Here is an 18,041-nt window from a genome sequence, read left to right as displayed (position 1 = left end):
CGCTTCCGATAGGCTGTCGCCCATGGTGAACCGGCGCATGGACGTGGGCCCGACGGACTACCACCCGGCCTACGTGGTTTGGGAGCTGACCCTCGCGTGTGATCAGCCCTGCACGCACTGCGGCTCGCGGGCCGGTACCGCGCGCGCAGGTGAGTTGAGTACGCAGGAGGCCCTCGGCGTGGTGACGCAACTTGCGGCCATGCGCGCTCGGGAGGTGGTGCTCATTGGTGGCGAGGCGTACCTCCACCCAGGGTTCCTCGACATCATCCAGGCATTGAAGGCCGCGGGGATCCGGCCTGGGCTGACAACAGGTGGTCGGGGCGTGACCGCGGAGCTGGCTCGGGAGATGGCTCGGGCGGGGCTCTATGCGGCGTCGGTGAGCCTGGATGGGTTGGAGCCCACGCATGACATCATGCGCGCGGCGAGAGGCAGCTTTGCCTCCGCCACCGCGGCCCTGGGGTATCTGAAGGCCGCTGGCGTGCGAACTGCCGCCAACACGAATCTCAATCGACTCAACCAGGGGGACTTGGAGGGGCTTTACGCGCACCTGAAGGAGCAAGGCATTGGCGCGTGGCAGGTTCAGGTGACGGCGCCGCTCGGGCGCGCGGCGGATCGTCCGGACTTGCTGTTGCAGCCGTGGGACCTGGTGGACTTGATGCCCCGCATCGCACGGCTGAAAGAGCGGGCGCGCCAGGAGCGCATCACTGTGATGCCAGGGAACAACCTGGGCTATTTCGGGCCAGAGGAGGCGCTGCTGCGCTCGGTGCACGCGGGCGGGCGAGACCACTGGCGGGGCTGTCAGGCGGGCCGGTACGTGATGGGCATCGAGTCCAATGGCGCCGTGAAGGGGTGTCCCTCCCTCCAAACGGCGCATTACGTGGGAGGCAATCTGCGCGAGCAGTCTCTCGAGCGCATCTGGAACGACACGCCAGAACTCGCATTCACGCGGATTCGGACGGTCGATGACCTCTGGGGCTTCTGCCGCACGTGTCCGTTCGCGGAGAGCTGCATGGCCGGGTGCAGCTTCACGGCCCATGCCTTGTTCGGGCGCCCAGGGAACAACCCCTACTGTCACTACCGCGCGAAGGCTCAGGCTGCGGCGGGCCGCCGCGAGCGGCTCGTCCCGAAGGCGCCAGCTCCGGGCAGGCCGTTTGACCATGGCCTGTATGAAATCATCGAGGAGCCCCTCGACGCGCCGGATCCGAAGCCAGAGCTCAAGCGTGAGTATGTGAAGACGAAACGCTGGCCAAAGTCAGGCTGACGCGCTTCTCCAGGCGTGCCTGGGGGGCACTCTGTGTGCGGCACCTGAACGGGGCTGCAATCGAGTGGCGCGCGTGCTACACCACGCGTGCGCTGGTCTTGCCAGCGCCACCATGGCCTAAGTCACCCGAACCCCATCCGCTTCGAGGATGCACAGCGTCCTCTCGAACGAGCCGCGCACGGATGCCGTGCGCCCTTGGGTTTTGGAGTGATTCATGCCCGTGCTGCGATGGCACGGAGTCGGCGCCACTGGGTCGGCGTCTGCTCCCATCTTCGATTCATACTCCCTCACGCGGGAACGCGGCTTCTGTGGGGCCGTTGACGCCAAGGGGGCCGATCCGCCCTCTCGGCGCCTCCGTGCTGGATCCGTCACGCGGATCCCTCCGGCGATTCACCGGATTGCGGGGCGACGACGCCCCACCTGTGCCGTCCTCGACGCGCTCGCCTCGGTCGGTTTGGGCGTTCGTCCTGGACGCGCCGAAGAACCCCATTGAAACAACGTTCCTTCAGGAGTCATTGCCATGCGTCGCAGCACTCTCCACGAGCTGTCGCTCCCGCCTCCGGGGATCCTCGCCGAGGTCCACACGTTCCTGCGCGGGCTCCATGTCCCGTCGTATCGCTACCACCAGTTGGTGACAGCATTTCAGCGCGGTGCGCAGACCTTCCACGACGTCCGAGACCTGCCGAGCGATCTCCGGCAGCAACTCATCTCTCGCTTCGGACTGACCGTCCTCCCCCTCGAGGTGGAGGCCGTGCGGACCGGAGAGCAGGTCGAGAAGGTGCTCTTCCGCACGCGCTCGGGGGCGCGTGTCGAGACGGTTCTCTCACGCTATCGCGCGGGCTGGTCGTCGGTTTGCGTTTCCACTCAGGCCGGCTGTGGTCTCGCTTGCTCGTTCTGCGCCACGGGGGCCTTGGGACTCGAGCGAAATCTGAGTGTCGATGAGATTTGTGCTCAAGTCGTGCACCGCCGCTGGAGTGCGGAGCCAGGTGGCGCTCCCAAAAGCGTCGCGTTCATGGGGATGGGCGAAGCGCTCGCAAACCCAAACGTGCTCACAGCGCTGAACGTGCTCACGACGCCGGGCTATGGTGGGCTGTCGCCGCGTCGAATCACGGTCTCGACGGTGGGGCTCGCACCAGCGCTCACAGCGCTCACCGAGGCACACCCGCAGGTGACCCTGACGCTCTCGGTTCATTCGCCGTTCCCCGAGCAACGCGCACAGCTCATCCCGCTCGAGCGTCGGTTCCCGCTCGAGGAGAACCTCGCGATCCTGGATCGACATGTGCTGCGCGCGCGGCGGAAGACCTATCTGGCGTACCTTTTGATTGAAGGCATCAATGACTCCGAGGCGCATCTCGGTGCGCTCGCGCGACTCGTGCAGCGGCGGTCCAGGCCCGAACTCTTTCATGTGAGTGTCATCCGCTACAACGCGGCCTTCGGGGCGGACCCCTCGTTCCGAGCCCCGGCGCCCTCGAAGGTCGACGACTTCGTGGCGCGATTGAATCGCCAGGGCATCGGGGCGACGCGACGACAGCAATTCGGGGCCGACATCGATGCTGCGTGCGGTCAGTTGCGCGCTGAATCGCTGGGGCGCCTCGGTCGGCGACGACCCGCTGGTGACCCACAGGCGTGACTCCAGTCCAGAGAGGGGCCGCACGTGCGGGTGATTGCGGCACCAGGATGGGGACGCTCCGCGTCGCGCGTCGCGGTCTCTCTCTCAGGGCCGCACCGCTGCGGGTGGTCGTGACGCAGCGACTGGGGTTTGGGTTGGCGCAGCCCTCAACCCACGCCTCCGGCGAGAGCAGTCCCCAGGGTGAGCCGCGTCACGCCTCCCAGGGAGAGGGTATCTCCTGTTCGGCGGCGTTCGAGTTCAGAGAGGAACTCCGCCTCCCATGCTCGTTGCTGCGGCTCTGGGAGTTCGCCCGCTAGCTTCACGATGGGGCCGCCGAGTTGACGGATCCAAGTCAGGAGGCCGTGCGCATCGCTGGCCTCCACGACGGGGACATCCCACTCTTCGGACGCCACCACCGAGAATCCGGTCCTCGTGAGGGCTGTCTCCAGAACGGCCGGATCCGCGTGGCGGAACACCCCAGGCTCATCGGCCCGCGGAAGGGGAGGGACCTCGCGATAGCGCTCGAGCGTCTGGCGGGCAAGCGATGCCCAGGGAACCCGCGCCGGCTCGACCCATGAAGCGATGACAAGCGCCCCATCTGGCTTCAGCGCGCGATGGATGGACGCGAGAGCCCGCTCGGGTGCTCGCATGTACATCAGCCCCCAGCGCACGGTGGCCGCGTCGAATGTCCGCGCTCCCACTTGCAGTGCCTCTGCATCGGCCACCTGGAACGAGATGTTCTCCAGTCCCTCTCGCCGCGCACGCTCCCGGGCGATCTCCAGCACGCCGTCCACCAGGTCGATTCCGAGCACCCGCCCCTGGGGACCCACGCGATGGGCCGCAGGAACGGCGGGCTCGCCTCGGCCACAGGCCACATCCAGGACGTGCATCCGCGGCGAGACACGTGCCAGGTCGAGCATCCGCTCAGTCAGGGGGCGCGAGAGCCGCGCCTCCATCGCGTCGTGGCGACGCCAGAATTCAACCATTCGTGCACGGGAGTCCTCCTGTTGCTCTCGTGAGGTGTCGCTCATGTCCGCACGCCTCGAATCGCAAGGGCTCACTGGAAAGTCTCCATGAGGGGAGGGCGGGAACACCACCCATTTCTCGGAGCCTCTTGTGCCACCTCCACATGCGCCACGAACGTCGTTGCCCAACTGCCTCGCGACAGCTCTTGTGCCCTGGCTCCGCGCGAGCGATGTCCGCGCCAAACCAGCGCACGAACTCCTCGTGGATGACACGGGCGACATCGGCCTCCGACGTTCGGTCCTCCAGCCTTGGCAGGATCGCGCCTGCCTCGGGCTCGTATTCGTCGGTGTTTGTCTCGGCGTCGATGCCGATCGGGTCCTTGCGAAAGAGCGCCTCCGACACCTCATCAAACCGTGCGCCGAACTGCTCGCGGAGGACCGCACGTTCTCGGAGGACCCGTTCTCGCTGGGCCATGCCATCAATCTCTACCACGATTGGGTTCGCGGCCCCACGCACCGGGCCCGTGCGGTCCTCATTCGTGACGCGCGGGTCGAGGTGCTCCTGGGTGCGGCGCTCGCCCCGTGCGCGCGCGGGGCACCGTGGACCGCGTTCTGGCTGGATGTGGGTTCTGGGCTCGCGATGCGGCGCTGTGCGGCTTCCAGCTCAGGCCCAGGACACGGTGCTCGTGCTGAATCGCCTCGGCGGTGTCCTGGCTGTGCCCGCGCTTGGAGAGGGAGAAGAAGCGGCGTAGAAGACGACGCAGACCCGAACCCAATTGCAGGACAACCACCCATCGTGACTCAGTTCGACCTTCGGTGGTGCGTTCGCTCAGGTCAGTCTTCTTGCACTGCGCTGGTCAAGAGCGCTGACCCGTCGCTGCCTTCTGCTGCCATTGAGCCGCTTCGCGAATTGGATGCGCATGCTCGCAGCGCGACCGCCTTCTTTGCCGACCTCGGCCTTGGAGCCGTCACCGCTCATTCCGACATCCTTCTCATCGCGAACCTCGCCGAGACGAACGCGCGCAGCATCACCTCCGCGGACGAACTTGGAGGGTGCGGAGGCGCGCTCCGCGATTCGTCGCTCTGCCATGAACGAGGAGCAATCCTGTTCGGCGTGCGAGCCATCCAGCTCTGCCTCGATGCGGACGTGGTCACTCACGAACTCGCGCATGAATGGATGCGGCCGATGCTCGGCGAGGGCCGCTGGGCGCTCGACGCCGCGGGCAGCTCCGACGACCCCGCGCTCATCAAGGAGGGCCTCGCTGACTTTCTCGCTGCGCTGAAGAGCGGCGATCCAGTTTGGGGCAAGCGCTCGGCGTTCCCCTCGGAGGCTGCCCGTTCTCTCCGTGTGAAAGTCTCGTTTCCGGAGGCGCGCACGGGCGTCCCCCACAGCGATTCGCTTGTCCTCTCCAGCGCGTTGTGGAGCGCGTACACGACCGGGAAGGCTCGTTTCGTCCAAGGTCTCACGCGCTACCTCGCTCAGCGCGCTTCGCCCCCGAAGGACCTCGCCTCCTGGGCTCGCGGGCTCGCTGTCGAACTCAAGGCAACCGACCCGGCGCTCGGCGAGGCGTGGCTCCGCACCGCGGAGGGGCATGGGCTGTTGCTGGAGCAGCGACTGCTCGACATTGACTTCGGCGCGATGACGCGAGCCTACGCGGACGCGTTCTTGGTTCCTGGGCGGCGTGAGGTGCCGGAGGCGTCGATGCCGCGGTCCGTCCTCCAGTTCCGTGGGGAGTCACCGGCCGCGGGGAAGGGGATCCTCTCGCTGCGAGCCGGGGCCGGCGCCGAGCGTGACCTGGAGGCGGTCGTTCGTCCCGGAGCGCCCGTGGACGATGCAACGGCGCTCGGGGCACGCGCTCACTTCGCACAAGTAGGGGGGCGATTCGAGGCGCCGGTGGAGCTTCCACGAGGGAGTTATTACGTACAGATCACCAATCGAGGGGAGGAGTCCGCCTGGTTTGATGATCTCTCCATCCGCATGGTGGAGGCTCCCCCCGAATCTGCTCCGCCCCAAGGGAGTTCACCCTCGGGCGTGATGGCCGTCAGCGCCGGCCTCCTGGCGGCGAGCGCACTGGCGCTCGCCGCCCTGCGATGGTGCCGTGGACAGAGGGCGGTTGGAGCCCGTCCGCGTCAAGGGGTGTAGACGAGCTGGAGACCCTTGTTGGGGTTGGCGAGCGGGTTCGAGCCATTCACCGCGTTCCAGCCGCAATAGCCGCCGCCGGTGAGGTCCACGGTGCGCCCGCCCCCGCCATAAGTGGTCGTTCCGTTCGACTGAAACCCGTTGACGGCGAACTGGTCAGGCGCGGCGACGAACGGCAGCCCTGTGAAGTCGAGGTTCGCGACGCCGGCGGTGCTCCCCGAGGTCAAGCAGTCCATGGCGGCCCCGTAGGGCAACGACGCGATGGTCGTCTGGCTGTGGGCGACGCTGCCGGTCGACGTCGCGAACGTCCTGTCGCCGGGGTCGATCTGGAGCGTCACTGGATCGATCCGAACCTTCGCGAAGCTCGTCCGCAGGTTGGTCCCAGGGGAGGCTCCGCCAGCGGTGTACTGCGAGAAGTTGGCGTTCGTCGTGTTCTGGAGCGTGAGGTACTCCTTGGGAGTGCCTGCCATGTCCACGCAGTAGGCCGTCCATCGCTTCTGCGGGTCGCTGCCCACGTAGAGCACGGAGTCTCCGTCGGGCTGTGCTGGGTCAGCGGCGTGGCGCTCGGCGCAGCTCGAGAACCACTGGTTTTTGCAGACGCCTGCAACGCAGCTTCCGGTACCGCAGTCCGCGTCCACGAAACACTTCTGGCCCTGGGCACAGCCGGTGAAACAGGCGGTCCCGCAGTCAATGTCAGACTCGCCGGGGCTGAGCTTGAGGTCCTTGCACGATGCGCTCACGCATTGATACCCGTTGCTGGCCCCGCTCGCGCATTGCGCGTCATTGTCACAATAAGTGCCCAGGTTGCAGGCATTGCAACTGCCGCCGCAGTCGGCCGCGCACTCGCCGTTGTCCTTGACGTTGTCCTGGCACGGGTCGGCCACGCAGAACCCCATCGCGGAGCCACTCTGGGGGAGCAGCTTGCAGGCGTTGCTCTTGCAATCGCTGTGCTGATAGCACGCGCGCCCCACGGAGCACTTGCCGCAGAGTGCTCCACCACAGTCCGTGGCGGTCTCGTCCCCGTCAATGATCCCGTTCTTGCAGTGGTCGGTGTTCGAGCACTTCCCCTCCGCGCAGAAGCCAACCGCGCAATCGCTGTTCTTCGCGCACTTCTTGCCTTCCGCACACCCACCGCACTGGCCGCCGCCGCAGTCGACATCCGTCTCGAGCGCGTCCTTCGCCAGGTTCGTGCACTTGGGCGTGCAGTAGCCGAGTCCCGGCGAGACGTCCCACGTGTTCTCGTACAGCGCGAACTCCTTGCTGAAGAGCTCCGGCGGATACCAGGTCGCTCCGAGTTGGGTTCCAGAGGTCCCGAGGAAGCTCGAGCCGGGGAGCTGCCCTCGCGCTCCGACCTTGAGGCCAATGCCAAGTGAAAGTCCAAGCTTCACGGTCCCCTTGGGCTGCCACTGGGTCGCGTTGTCCTTGCAGGACGTTTCGTACGACGCTCGCCCGATGACCGAGGCCCGGACCCCCGCGTTCATGCCCACGGTGTCGTAGATGAACGCGTTGATGCGCGGAATGAGCCCGCACGTGGCGACGAGCGCGCCGCCGCCGAGCACCTGGACGTCGAACTTCTTCGCACTCCCGACCGTCGGCCCGGTGTGCGTGAGCTTTCCCTTTTCATAGCGTGCCGAGTACTTGAACGTCAGCGACTGCTCCAGCTCGAGCTTCGCTTCAATGGCTGCCTTCGCCTCGAAGCCGCACTCGAGGTCGAGCTGGAACGTCTCGGTGAAGACCACGGGGATGGGGCCCGCCGCGACTGTCTGGGTGCTGGGTTTGGAGATGAAGAGCGTCTTCTTCCACGCCGTGCCCGGTTTGAGATCCGGGTGGTTCATGAAGAAGTCCTTGGTGTGCGTCGCGACCTCTTCCCGCGTCGTGGGGGCTTTCTTGAACATCTCTTCCAGGGCTGCTCCCGACTTGTCTCCGACTGAAGTCAAGGATGCGTTGAGCTTGACGTCCAAGCGCTCGTTGGCGCGCAAGTAGCTGTCGGCGTTGACCCAGAGCGCGAAGGGCTTCTCGCCCACGATGGAGCCCAGGCCCGGGACCGTGAATCCCACCTGCAGCTTGGGGTTGAAGGCCAGCGTCGATGAGACGGTTCCCTTGCCCGCGAGGGCGAGCTCCATCGGCAGCTTGCCCGAGGGATTGAACTGCTTCTTGAAGTTGGCGGAGAAGAGTTCGTTCGAGAAGGTCTTCTTGATCTCCTTATCCAGCGGGATGCTCTTGTCGAAGCTCTTCGCGGTGACCTTCTCCCACACACTCTTGGCGGCTTTGACGAGCCAACCGAACGCCGGGTCGCCGGGCATCGCCGGAGGCAGGGGGCTGCCGTCCTCTCCGATGTCACCGCCCTCACTCGGGTAGCTATCGGTCAGCAGATTGGGGAGCTCGCTCGAGAAATCCACATCCGAGTACAGGTTCTCCGCGGCCCAATCCAAGTCGAGCTTGTCCAGGTCGACAGGCTGGGCCTTGTCGGGATCGAACGTCATCTGGACGTCGCCCTCGAGGATCTCTTGCAGGACGGGGCTCTCCGTCGTGACGACAAGGGTCGTGTCCCGCTCGGCGACGCTCACGACGCGACGAGCGAAGCCCATGGGGTTCTTGCCCGCGCCCGCTCCCGGCCCCGCGACGATGATGCGCCCCGGCTTCCAGGCGAGGACTTCCGTGTGCGTCGCCTTGGGGAAGATGAGCTCCGTAGGCGTCACGGTGACGTCGTCGGTTTGCTCCTTCGTCGCGGCCTCGACTCCTGGCCTGGGCTTGAGGGTGTTGTAATCGGGCTCAAAAGAGGGCTGCCAGTTCGTCTTGACGGCGTCGAGGGCCTCCGGCGTGTCCCCCCCGGAGATGTCCGTCCCCCCCGAGAGCGGTGCCGGTGACTTGCTGCAACTCGCGGCGATAACAGCGCTTAGACATATGAGGAACAGCGGAACTGTGCGTCGGGTGGTCATGGGGTCCTGTTCGAGCGTGACTCAGGGGCTGTCGGCGCGCTGTCTTGTCCTGGTGGGTGGCGACAGGCCGAATGTGTTTGAGGTCGTGGAAGAAGCACTTCGCCCGGCAACGCGGCAGGCGCCGCGTGCGGCCCGAAGAGATTCACTGACGTTGGAAACGGGCTGGGGTTTCAGTGCTCTGCAGGCCGGATGCCACTGTCAGGGCTGAGGAACGTGTCGGCTCTTCCTCGGATATGAATCAGATTTCGGGTGGCCTTGACGCGTCAGCCTTGGTCGCTGACGCGTCAACGCTCCGTCTGTCCGCTCGAGTCTGTCGCTGAGTCCCGACGATTGTGTCGCGGGTCGGTAGTCCGCGCCGATGCGGAGGGAGGGGCCCATTGCTTCGACGGCGGAAATAGCCCGCCTGGCGAGCCGTGGACCACGCCACCGGAGGCTCCCGAGGCGTCTTGCCACCAGGCCCCACCGCACACGTGCGCGCCCCCGCCACGTTCCCTCTCGTGCGCTGACGGAAGGACTCGGCAGCGACTCGGCGGAGCCAAGGGTTACAGCTCGGGTCCCGTACGCCAGTGGGCGAGCGCCGGCCACGGCTGTGCAGCCCTTCGCGTTGCGCGGGACCCGCTCTCTGCAATGGGCGGTGCTGGGCGCGATTTGACCCAGGCCTTCGACCGGCTGCGCAGCGCGGTCGCGGCCGGCGGTGCCAAGAGGCGCGGCGCACGAGGCCCGTGACAGCCCAGACACATGGCATTGAGGTGCACAATCACCCTCCGGCGCCATCGAGCGCCAATCCCAGTACGCCTTCAGGCCGCGTCTTCTGCCGGGCCGTGGCGCTGGGTTTGCAAACCCAGCGCGATTCCCAGGCGTAGAGAAGATGAGAGTGGGCAAATCTCAATGCGATGAATTGAGCAGGTGGTACGGTGCTTTCGCAGCATTCACTAACAAGGGGCTGTCACGTCATGGGTTTGTTCAAACGTGCTGTCTGTTTTGGTGCGATGTCGGTCCTTCCCGCCTGTGGTGGAGCGGCTCTCGAGGGTGGGAGCGACGCGGTCCTGGCTGCCCAGGAATCCGCTTTGGCCACGGCGACGTCCAGGGGCTGCTCATTCGAGGTGACCGCGGCGGTCGTGACGCCACCACCTGCGCCAGCCGTCTACAACCTCACTCTGCGCCGGCTCGCGTCCTCCACGTGTGCCTGGCCCGCGGCGAGTCTGGCGTTGCCCTCGTCCTACGGCTCCAGCGCGCCCTCGGTCCTGGTGGCCGCGAACGAACTGGGTGTGGCGGTGGGCTACGCAGTGAAGGGCAGCTCTAGCGGTGGGCCCTACCGCACGCTGGGTTTCAGTCACGTGGATCCAGAGTCGATGGCGATCGTCCGGAATGCTGGCCTTCTGTCGAGCAACACGGTGAGCCTGACGTCCGTGGCGATCGATCTCGACGGCACGACGCTGAAGTCCTACGGGATCAAGTCGGGCACCATCGCAGGCGAGACGGGCAGCGGAGGCGAGTTCGTGGTCTCGTTCCCTGATTTCTTCACCAGCACCACGCCAGGCACCGTCGTCGCGTTCTGAGCGGCCGTCTCAACGTCTCTGGGTGGAGGGCCGGCTCCGGCGGGCCTTCCACCCCGCTGCCGCGCGCTTCACTTCCGCGATCGCACGGAGCCCCCGATAGCGCCTGTGCCTTCAGGCGCACCTGCTCCATTCAAAGCTCTGGGAGCGGTGCTCGGGCGGCCGTCACATGAGCAGCCGTCCGCAAGCATTCCATCAGGCGATAGTTGCGGACGAACGCGTCAAATGGCTCGCCACGGCTGGAGTGAAGTGTGGGAGCAGGCGCCGAACTCAATGTCAATCAGGAATGAGAGGACAGCACGCAGCGCCAGTCCGTGCTCGGTCTCACTCGACAGGAGACGGTGGTCCTCGACAATCCATGTCGCCGTAGGTGAAGCGCGGCCCGAGAATCGCCCGTGCCGTTCCTCGACTTCGTCGAGGTGTCCGTCCATTCGAACCTACGTCCTTCACCCACCTCGCGGTCTTTGCCGTCGGCGCCGTGAGATGAAGGCGAGCGGTCCGGCTCGAGGAGCCGGACCGCATTGCCGGGTTGAGTCGGTCTGCTCGCTACTTCGAGCAGGCGGTCACCCGGAACTCATCTTCAATCCCCGAGGAGTACGTGAGCGGGGCGTAAGAGCCTCCGCCCTTGTAGGTCCCCTTGAAGCCCAGGTCCTCGTAGAGCCGGCAGAACCCGCCGTCGCTCGCGACGCGCACGAGCGCCGCGCCACGCGTCGACTGCGCGAGTGGGATGCCGAGGTCGTTCTTCTCGATCATCGTCGCGCCAGAGGTGCGGAGCTTCACCAGCGTCCCGCCGAAAGCCTTGACCTGCGCGGCGACCGGGCCGTTGAGCTTCGCGTCGCTCGTCGACCAATCCTTGGGGAAGCGGTCCACCCGGCTCGCGGCGGCCAGTGCCTCCTTGAACTTCTTTGCCTGCACCTCGAGCGGCTTGAAGTGATCCGCGCCGATGGTCACGCCCGACGAAGTGGTGACCTCGGCGAACTCAGCGGTGACCTGCTTGACGTGCGTGGCGGGGTCCTTGAATCGCGCGAGCCAGACATTGGAGAGCACACCGTCCTTCTCGAGCGAGGTGAGCGCCTCCAGGTCGACCTTGAGCTGATCCTCGAGGCGCGCCTTCGCCGCGAGCGCCACGTAGGTCTCGGCGATCTTCTTGTGGCTCGCGGCGAGTTCGCAGACCACCTTCGGCTGCTTCGCACGGTCTTCCTTCTCGTAGCGGCTCTGAATGGTCAGATACTGCTGCTCGTCGCACTCCTCGGCGAGAGCGGGGAGTGCGAGGATTGCACGCATGTCCTCGTAAACCTGCCCGAGCACGCCTCGCGCCTTCCCGTCGAGGACCATGAGGCCGGCCTGGATGGCGGCGCCGTGGCGATCCCCGATGCTCGTGAACCGGCCACGTCGCTCCAGGTCGAGCTCCATCTCATCGTGGGCCGCGTTCACCTCGTCGCTCGCCTTCTTCCACTTCGCGCTGGACTCCGTGAAGAAGGTCTCGAAGTTCGAGGTGTCCCAGTTCTTGTCCTTCTCCTTGATACGCGCGATGCGGGTCTCGACGTCATCGAGCATCTTCGCGATCTCGTCGAGCGTGTTGGAGTTCTTCCAGTCCGAGCGCTCGAACTTCTTGGTGATGCTCTTCATTTTGACTTCGACCGTCTGGATATCGACCATGGCGGGGCTCTTGGTCGCGAGCGAAGGCGCGGCCAACGCCGTGTTGGCGGTCGCCAACTGCATGACGGCGGCAAGCAGAAGGGCGGCGCGGGCGCTTCGGCTGGCGTTGAGCTGCTTGGAGGACGAACGGACGTTGGTTCGCTCACGCGACTGGGTCGACAAGGAGAGACTCCTGCTGGCTGGGATGGCGAGGGGCCCGGGACAGCGAACCCGCGCTTTCGCGCTGACTTCGTCGCTGTGGCGCAGTCGTACGAACCCGGTGCTGGCCGTGGTGGAGATTAGTCATTGGCGGCCCGCGCGCCAGCGAAATCCGTACGCTGAGTGCAGAAAAATGCGCCCGCCCCCCTGTCCGGCGCTCCTCCCAGGGATGAACACGCCCTCCGATACATCTCGAAGTTATCGGGAGACACCTCTTGAGCCTCGCCGCGCGAGATTCCGTGCGCGGCGAGGTGCGGCGACACCCGGGAGGCTACACGCCTGAACGAGGGGCGCTCGGCGACAAGGCCTATGGCTTGGCCTTGTGGGCTGCGCGGAAGGCTTCGAGCCTGGATTGGATCTCCCGCATGTACTGCTCGGCATCCGCGCGTGTCTGAATCGCCTTCACCCGCGCGAGGCGGGCTTTCCGCTCCGAGGCGGGCGACAGCTCCAGGTCGGTGCGCAGCGCGAGATGCAGGAAGCCAGGAAGGTGGCCCTCCGTCACCGAGTCTGTCGGCGACGGAAGCCTCGCGGATGTTTGCTCAGCGGGCTGCCTGTCATTGACGCGCGCGGGCGAGGGCAGGGTCTCGGGACAGTCCGTCCTGGGTTTTGACAGGGATGCGAGCGACAGCACATTGCTCGCGGTCGCGTCACGCCGGGTCATGGGTGGCAGGTCGAAGGCGGCCTCGACCGTCGCCGGGACCGAGGCGTGGTCATATCGCCGGTGGTCGATGACATTCCGGGCGATCCACGGTGAGACGACCACGGCGGGGACGCGGACACCGAACTGCTGGAAGGTGAAGCCATACTTGTTGACCGACGCGGGCATCTGCCGAGCGTCCCCTGGGGAGGGCGCCGCCGGCGGCGTAACGTGGTCGTAGAATCCGCCGTGCTCGTCCCAGGTGATGATGAGCAGGCTCTCGTTCCAGACGGGGGAGTTGCGGAGGGCCTCGTAGGTCTCCTTGATCAGCCTCTCTCCATTCCGAACATCGTCTCTTGGGTGTTGCGAGTTGCCACCCGCATACGAGTCATTCACCACGTCGCCGTAGTCCGGCTCGATGAAGGTGTACTGGGCGACGGGGTGCTCGTGGAGGTCTCGCTTGAAGTCCACGAAGGCGCGGACGTGCCGGGCCTGGACACCTTGCATGGCTTGGGTGATGCAAAGCCCTCCCGCCGAGTAGACGGCCCACTCGAGGCGGGGTTGGGTGAAGAGTGTGCCGCCCTGGAACCTGAAACCCGTCCCCAGGCCCGACTCCCATTCAACGACCTCGGCCATGCTGGGGCTATGGTCGAGGCCACCCGAGGTCGCGGCGTTCACGAAGAACCGATTGGGCCAGGTGGGACCCGGGAGGGAGGAGAACCACTGGTCACACACGGCGAACTCCCGCGCGAGCGTGGTGAGCACTGGGAGTTGCTCGGGGGTGTAGCACTTCATCAGCTCTCCCGGAGCGAAGTCCTTCACCTTCGCTTCCTGGGCCGCGGCGACATAGCTGTCGACGAAGCCTGTCTTGTTGATGGCGGGATAGGCGGTGATCGGTGGCTGGATGCTTGGATTGGGCGCGGACAGGTCCACTCCCGTGAGCTGCAGGAGCACATCCGCGAAGTCGTGATGCGGCCCCACGGGCATGGAGTTGTCCGCGGAGCGCGTCACGGGGTACCGGATGCCCCGATAGGTATTGAACTCGTTGCCCGTCAGCCCGTCGAGCTGCGTGGGCAATCCGGTGGTCGCGCTCGTCCCCGTGAGGCCTGAGAAGCCCAGCATGTGGTCGAAGGAGCGGTTCTCCATCATCAGGACGAAGATGTGTCGAATGGGAGTCGTCACGGCAGGCGTCTCTTGGGGTGGTGGGGGAGTTCTTCCAATGGCTGGTCAAAGCCCCCGGAGTCCCTCGTCGAGGCGCTCCGGGGGCTGAAACCCATGGACAGGCTGCTCGGAAGCATGGCCCCGGCCGGAGGCAGTCCGGCCAGAACCGAGCCGGGCTCAGGACTTCGCCGCGTAGACCTTCACGCCACCCTTCCAGGTGGACAGCACCTTGATGGCGCGCATTCGCTGGTAGACGGCCTCCCGGAGAGGGGGCTGCTCCCCACCATTCCCATGGCCGCGCCCAGGCAGTTGCTTGCCCAGGGACAGCGGATCCTGCTCAAGGATGACGAAGTCCGCGTGATGGCCGGCTTTCAGCGACCCGAACCAGTGCTCGGCCCGGCAATGCCAGGCGGCATCATGGGTGATGGCTCGAAGGGCCTGCTCCGGCGTCAGGCACTCGTCCTCGTTCAGGGCATTCAGCGATGGGTCTGCCTCCATGATGCGAGTGATCGCCTGCTCCATCTCCCGCAGCGGTCCAAGCGGGGTGACGGCATAATCGCAGTGCAGGCTGATGCGCAGGCCATGGTCCAGCGCTGACTTGCAGAGGGTGAGGCTCTGGGCTCGCTCCTTCCCGAGAATCGCCTCGTTGAAGGCGAAGCCCCAGTACCCGACGTGACCAATCAGGAAGCTGGGGGTGATGCCCCACCTGGCCATGGTGCCCAGTTGGGTGGAGTTGACCAGCGAGCAATGCTCAATCCGGTCGCGGCGATTCAGCAGCTCCTCGGGCGTCAGCCTCTTCAGCGCGGCGGTGTAGGCCTGCGTCGTGAACTCCACGGCTGTGTCACCGTTGGCGTGGATCATCATCGACCAGTTCTGGCTGACCGCCGTCTGGACCAGTTCCGCGAACTCTGAAGGGAGGGTGGCCGGTTGCGAGTCCCCCACCTTGGGGTAGTTGAAGTTGCCGCGGTTGTCGGGCGGTTCGCAGCAATAGGGGGTGCTCTGATATCCGGTCAGGCCTTGGTTCGACCCGTCGGAGATCACCTTGAGGTGGCCGATATAGAGATCGTCGTACTCGAGCGGCGCCTCGTACCGCCCGAGCGACTCCCTGACGTCCTTTGCGGTCTCGACCGCCAGCGCCCCGCCGATGCGGACTCCGGGTTTGTGGAGCTTCAGGTAGGCCTTCAGGATGTCGAGCTGCGTCGTGGTGAGCCCCGCGTCATAGAGCATGGTCACGCCTCGCTCCACCGCGGTGTCGAACAGCCGCGTCAGGTTCGGCTCGAGCTCCGCCTTGATGTCATCCACCTGGTGTTTGGGAATGGCCTCCAGGGCTGGCCGCATCGCTGGGATTTCCTGAAGCTGACCGTGGTTGGATTCCTTGTACGCGTCGAACGTGGTGAAGAGCGCCTGCAAGGTCGGGGTGTTCTCGTAGGTGAGTTTCAGGGCCGGCGTGTTCAGGTAGGCGGTGTGCAGCGACGCGCTCATCAGCAGGACCGGGATGTCGGAGACGCACTGGTCGAGGAAGTCGGAGTCGATGAGCTGCAAGTGATTCAACTGGCCCGGAGGGTTGACGGTGAAGGGCATCATCGCCGGATCGACTTCGCGCCCCAGGACCCAGTCATTCCGCCTGGGGTCGGTTCGGATCTCGGCTGCCTTTGACTGGATCAATTCAGTCAGCCACTGCGCGTTGTAGTCTGGCCGCAGGGACTGCCCAACGAGGGCGCCCATGTCCGTGAATCCCGCCATCATCGCCGAGGCGACAATATGCACGTGCGGTTCAATCAACCCTGGCAAGAGGGTCTCGGTGGGCTTCAGCTGGACCGGTAGATACGAGATGCGAAGACGCTGCATCGCTTCCTCCACCTTCTCTCTCTTTCCGGTGGCGACGACCCTGCCGCCATGAAGGCCGATGGCTTCCACCATCTCCGTCGAGCCATCGATCATCGGGCGGATGATGCCGCCGTGAATCAGCAGGCCTTGCGCAAGCTGCGGACCCGACTCGACGGGTATGCCGGTGACGGTGCCGAAGTGTCGGGTGGCCAGCAACTCCTTGCCAAGCCGCTCCATCAGGGGATTGTTGCAACCGCAATGCGTGCAGGTGGGCCGCGTGTGATGCATGGTGTAGGTCTCCTTCCCGAGGTGCGAGAGGCACCGCTGCGTGTTGCGGTGCTTGGGGATTGGCGAGTGCAGCGAAGATGCCAAGGTCCTGCGTGAATGATTGCGAGGGATTCGGAGAAGAGGGGCGTGTCTTTCGCCCTTCATGACCTGTCTATTCGCGCGCTGACGTGTCAGGCCTTCCCCTGACGTGCCAGTTCTTCCGATAGGGGAATTTGACGGTTGCATGCGCAGGGTGCGCGCATGGTCCCTCTGCGCCCCTGCGGCGCGGGTGTTCGCTTTGACCCGCACAGGAGGCTCTCCCGATGTCTTGGGTTGAGATGGGGAGGTGTTGTCGGGTGTGTGTGATTGCGGCCACAGGGGCGATCCGAGCGGCCAAGGACCGACGATGCGAGGAGTGCGGAGGCGGCCAGCTCAGATGGACAGCGCACTCCAACGGAGCCATGTGGCGCCCCAATGGACTGGCGCGGGCGGGTCGTGTTTGTTTTACGGGCTCGCCACCCGCGAGGCCTGATGTCTTGTCTTGATTTCGGGAGTCAGCGAGCAACGTGTTCGGTCAGGCAGGGGCTGGCGGGTGCACGTTGTGATTCCAGTCGGGGGCGCTGTTGCCCGGATTCAGCTGGCTGGGGTTGGCGCGGCTCCTCCGGTCAACAGGTTCAGCAGCCCGTGTGGCGCGTTGGCGTCGTTGAAGCAGAGCGCGTGGATCCTCGCGGCCTCCATGGCGGCGTCCGCGCTGCGGATGAACATGGCGTCTTCGTACTCGAGGAGCGCGGCTTCACTGTCGCCTCGGTGCGCGGCCAGGATTCTGCCGAGTTCGGCGCCGTCATACATCGCGAGGTTGGCCCCCTCTCCGTCGGGAGGGTTCAGGTGCGCGGCGTCGCCGAGGAGCGTCACGCCGGGCACGTGCTCCCACCGATGCCCAGGCGGGAGCGCATGGATCTTCCGGAGGACGGGGGCCGCCTCGCCGTCGGTGATCAGCGCGAGGAGCTCCGGCGCCCAGCCGTCGAACTCCGCCGCGACTCGGACCCTGGCTGTCTTCAGGTCCGCGAAGTCGAGGCCGGCAATCCACTCCATCGGGCGGGTGAGCGCGACGTAGGTGTGCAGGACACCGTGGGGCTCGCGGTGGGCGACAATTCCCTTGCCGGGCGCGAGGGCGTAGAGGGCTCCACCCCCGACGAGCTTCGCGCTGGCTGGGTGTCGCTCATCGGCGTCGAGCAGGTAGGTCTCGACGAACGAGGTGCCGACGTACTCGGGCTTCGCAGCGGACAGCCGCGGACGGATCCTCGACCACGCGCCGTCCGCACCGACCACGAGGCTCGCCGGCACCGTCGCTCCGTTCGCGAAGGCCAGTTCATGCCGCCCGCCGCCGAGTGGGCGGACGGCCGTGAGCTGATGGCCCCACTGGACGGTGCCTTCGGGCAGTGCGTCGAGCAGGAGGCGTCGCAGCGCGCCGCGATGCACCTCCGGGCGTAGCCCGTTGCCGTCATCGGGCTGGTCGAGAAGAACCGTACCGCGAGGGTCGAGCACCCGCGTGGCCTCGCCGCCTGGATGGATGAGCTGTCGGAACGCGTCGAACAGTCCGGCGGCCTTGAGCGCAAGCTGTCCGTTGTTCTCATGGATGTCGAGCATGCCGCCCTGGGGGCGGGCATCCGCGGAGGCCTCGGCTTCGTAGACAGTGGAGGCGATGCCGTGGACGTGCAGGACGCGAGCGAGCGTCAACCCCCCGAGTCCGGCGCCGATGATGGTGATGGGAGTCATGGTGATTCCTCGCGAGGGAGGCCGCCCGGGAACGTGTCGGCGGGGC

The 18,041-nt window shown here is 66.0% G+C and carries 11 protein-coding genes; 4 read left to right on the top strand and 7 right to left on the bottom strand.

The genetic code is table 11. The features are described 5' to 3' along the window. The first annotated feature begins 22 nt into the window (after positions 1–22). The gene (locus KRR26_RS19330; protein ID WP_217080492.1) at positions 23–1,261 is read left to right on the top strand and encodes a radical SAM/SPASM domain-containing protein; all 1,239 of its coding nucleotides are present in this window, start codon (positions 23–25) and stop codon (positions 1,259–1,261) included. 631 nt (positions 1,262–1,892) lie between these two features. Next, positions 1,893–2,891: a 23S rRNA (adenine(2503)-C(2))-methyltransferase RlmN gene (gene rlmN, locus KRR26_RS19325; RefSeq protein WP_217080491.1), complete on the top strand. Its 999-nt coding sequence runs from the start codon at positions 1,893–1,895 to the stop codon at positions 2,889–2,891. A 146-nt stretch (positions 2,892–3,037) separates the two neighbouring features. Here rlmN and KRR26_RS19320 read toward each other — a convergent pair whose 3' ends face one another. Further along, on the bottom strand, positions 3,038–3,856 hold the full coding sequence (locus KRR26_RS19320; RefSeq protein ID WP_236068790.1) for a class I SAM-dependent methyltransferase: 819 nt from the start codon (positions 3,854–3,856) through the stop codon (positions 3,038–3,040). After that, a complete protein-coding gene (locus KRR26_RS19315) occupies positions 3,849–4,310 on the bottom strand; it encodes a hypothetical protein (protein ID WP_217080523.1) in 462 nt (153 codons plus the stop codon). The genes KRR26_RS19320 and KRR26_RS19315 overlap by 8 nt, the downstream gene beginning before the upstream one ends. A 321-nt stretch (positions 4,311–4,631) precedes the next feature. On the opposite strand from KRR26_RS19315, the gene KRR26_RS19310 reads away from it, so the two are divergent. After that, positions 4,632–5,978 (top strand): hypothetical protein, encoded by a 1,347-nt coding sequence (locus KRR26_RS19310; protein WP_328707171.1) that lies wholly within the window; start codon positions 4,632–4,634, stop codon positions 5,976–5,978. On the opposite strand, the gene KRR26_RS19305 is transcribed toward KRR26_RS19310, so the two are convergent. Next, a complete protein-coding gene (locus tag KRR26_RS19305; RefSeq protein ID WP_217080489.1) occupies positions 5,966–8,914 on the bottom strand; it encodes a GON domain-containing protein in 2,949 nt (982 codons plus the stop codon). The two genes, KRR26_RS19310 and KRR26_RS19305, sit on opposite strands and share 13 nt — an antisense overlap. A gap of 1,118 nt (positions 8,915–10,032) precedes the next feature. Here KRR26_RS19305 and KRR26_RS19300 point away from each other — a divergent pair. Beyond that, positions 10,033–10,473 (top strand): hypothetical protein, encoded by a 441-nt coding sequence (locus KRR26_RS19300; protein ID WP_217080488.1) that lies wholly within the window; start codon positions 10,033–10,035, stop codon positions 10,471–10,473. Positions 10,474–11,016: 543 nt separating this feature from the next. On the opposite strand, the gene KRR26_RS19295 is transcribed toward KRR26_RS19300, so the two are convergent. The 4 genes from KRR26_RS19295 to KRR26_RS19280 form a co-directional block, all read right to left on the bottom strand. Beyond that, entirely contained in the window at positions 11,017–12,291 is a 1,275-nt protein-coding gene (locus KRR26_RS19295; RefSeq protein ID WP_233576640.1) for a hypothetical protein, read from the bottom strand. Between the two features lie 343 nt (positions 12,292–12,634). Beyond that, entirely contained in the window at positions 12,635–14,146 is a 1,512-nt protein-coding gene (locus KRR26_RS19290) for an alkaline phosphatase family protein (protein WP_217080487.1), read from the bottom strand. A gap of 156 nt (positions 14,147–14,302) precedes the next feature. Continuing rightward, on the bottom strand, positions 14,303–16,240 hold the full coding sequence (locus tag KRR26_RS19285) for an amidohydrolase (RefSeq protein WP_217080486.1): 1,938 nt from the start codon (positions 16,238–16,240) through the stop codon (positions 14,303–14,305). 612 nt (positions 16,241–16,852) lie between these two features. After that, positions 16,853–17,995, bottom strand: coding sequence for an FAD-dependent oxidoreductase (locus tag KRR26_RS19280; RefSeq protein ID WP_217080485.1), 1,143 nt, complete (start codon positions 17,993–17,995; stop codon positions 16,853–16,855). Positions 17,996–18,041 lie beyond the last annotated feature (46 nt).

This window comes from Citreicoccus inhibens (genome assembly GCF_019039035.1).
Taxonomy (GTDB): domain Bacteria; phylum Myxococcota; class Myxococcia; order Myxococcales; family Myxococcaceae; genus Citreicoccus; species Citreicoccus inhibens.
This window is presented reverse-complemented; position numbering and strand designations above follow the sequence as displayed.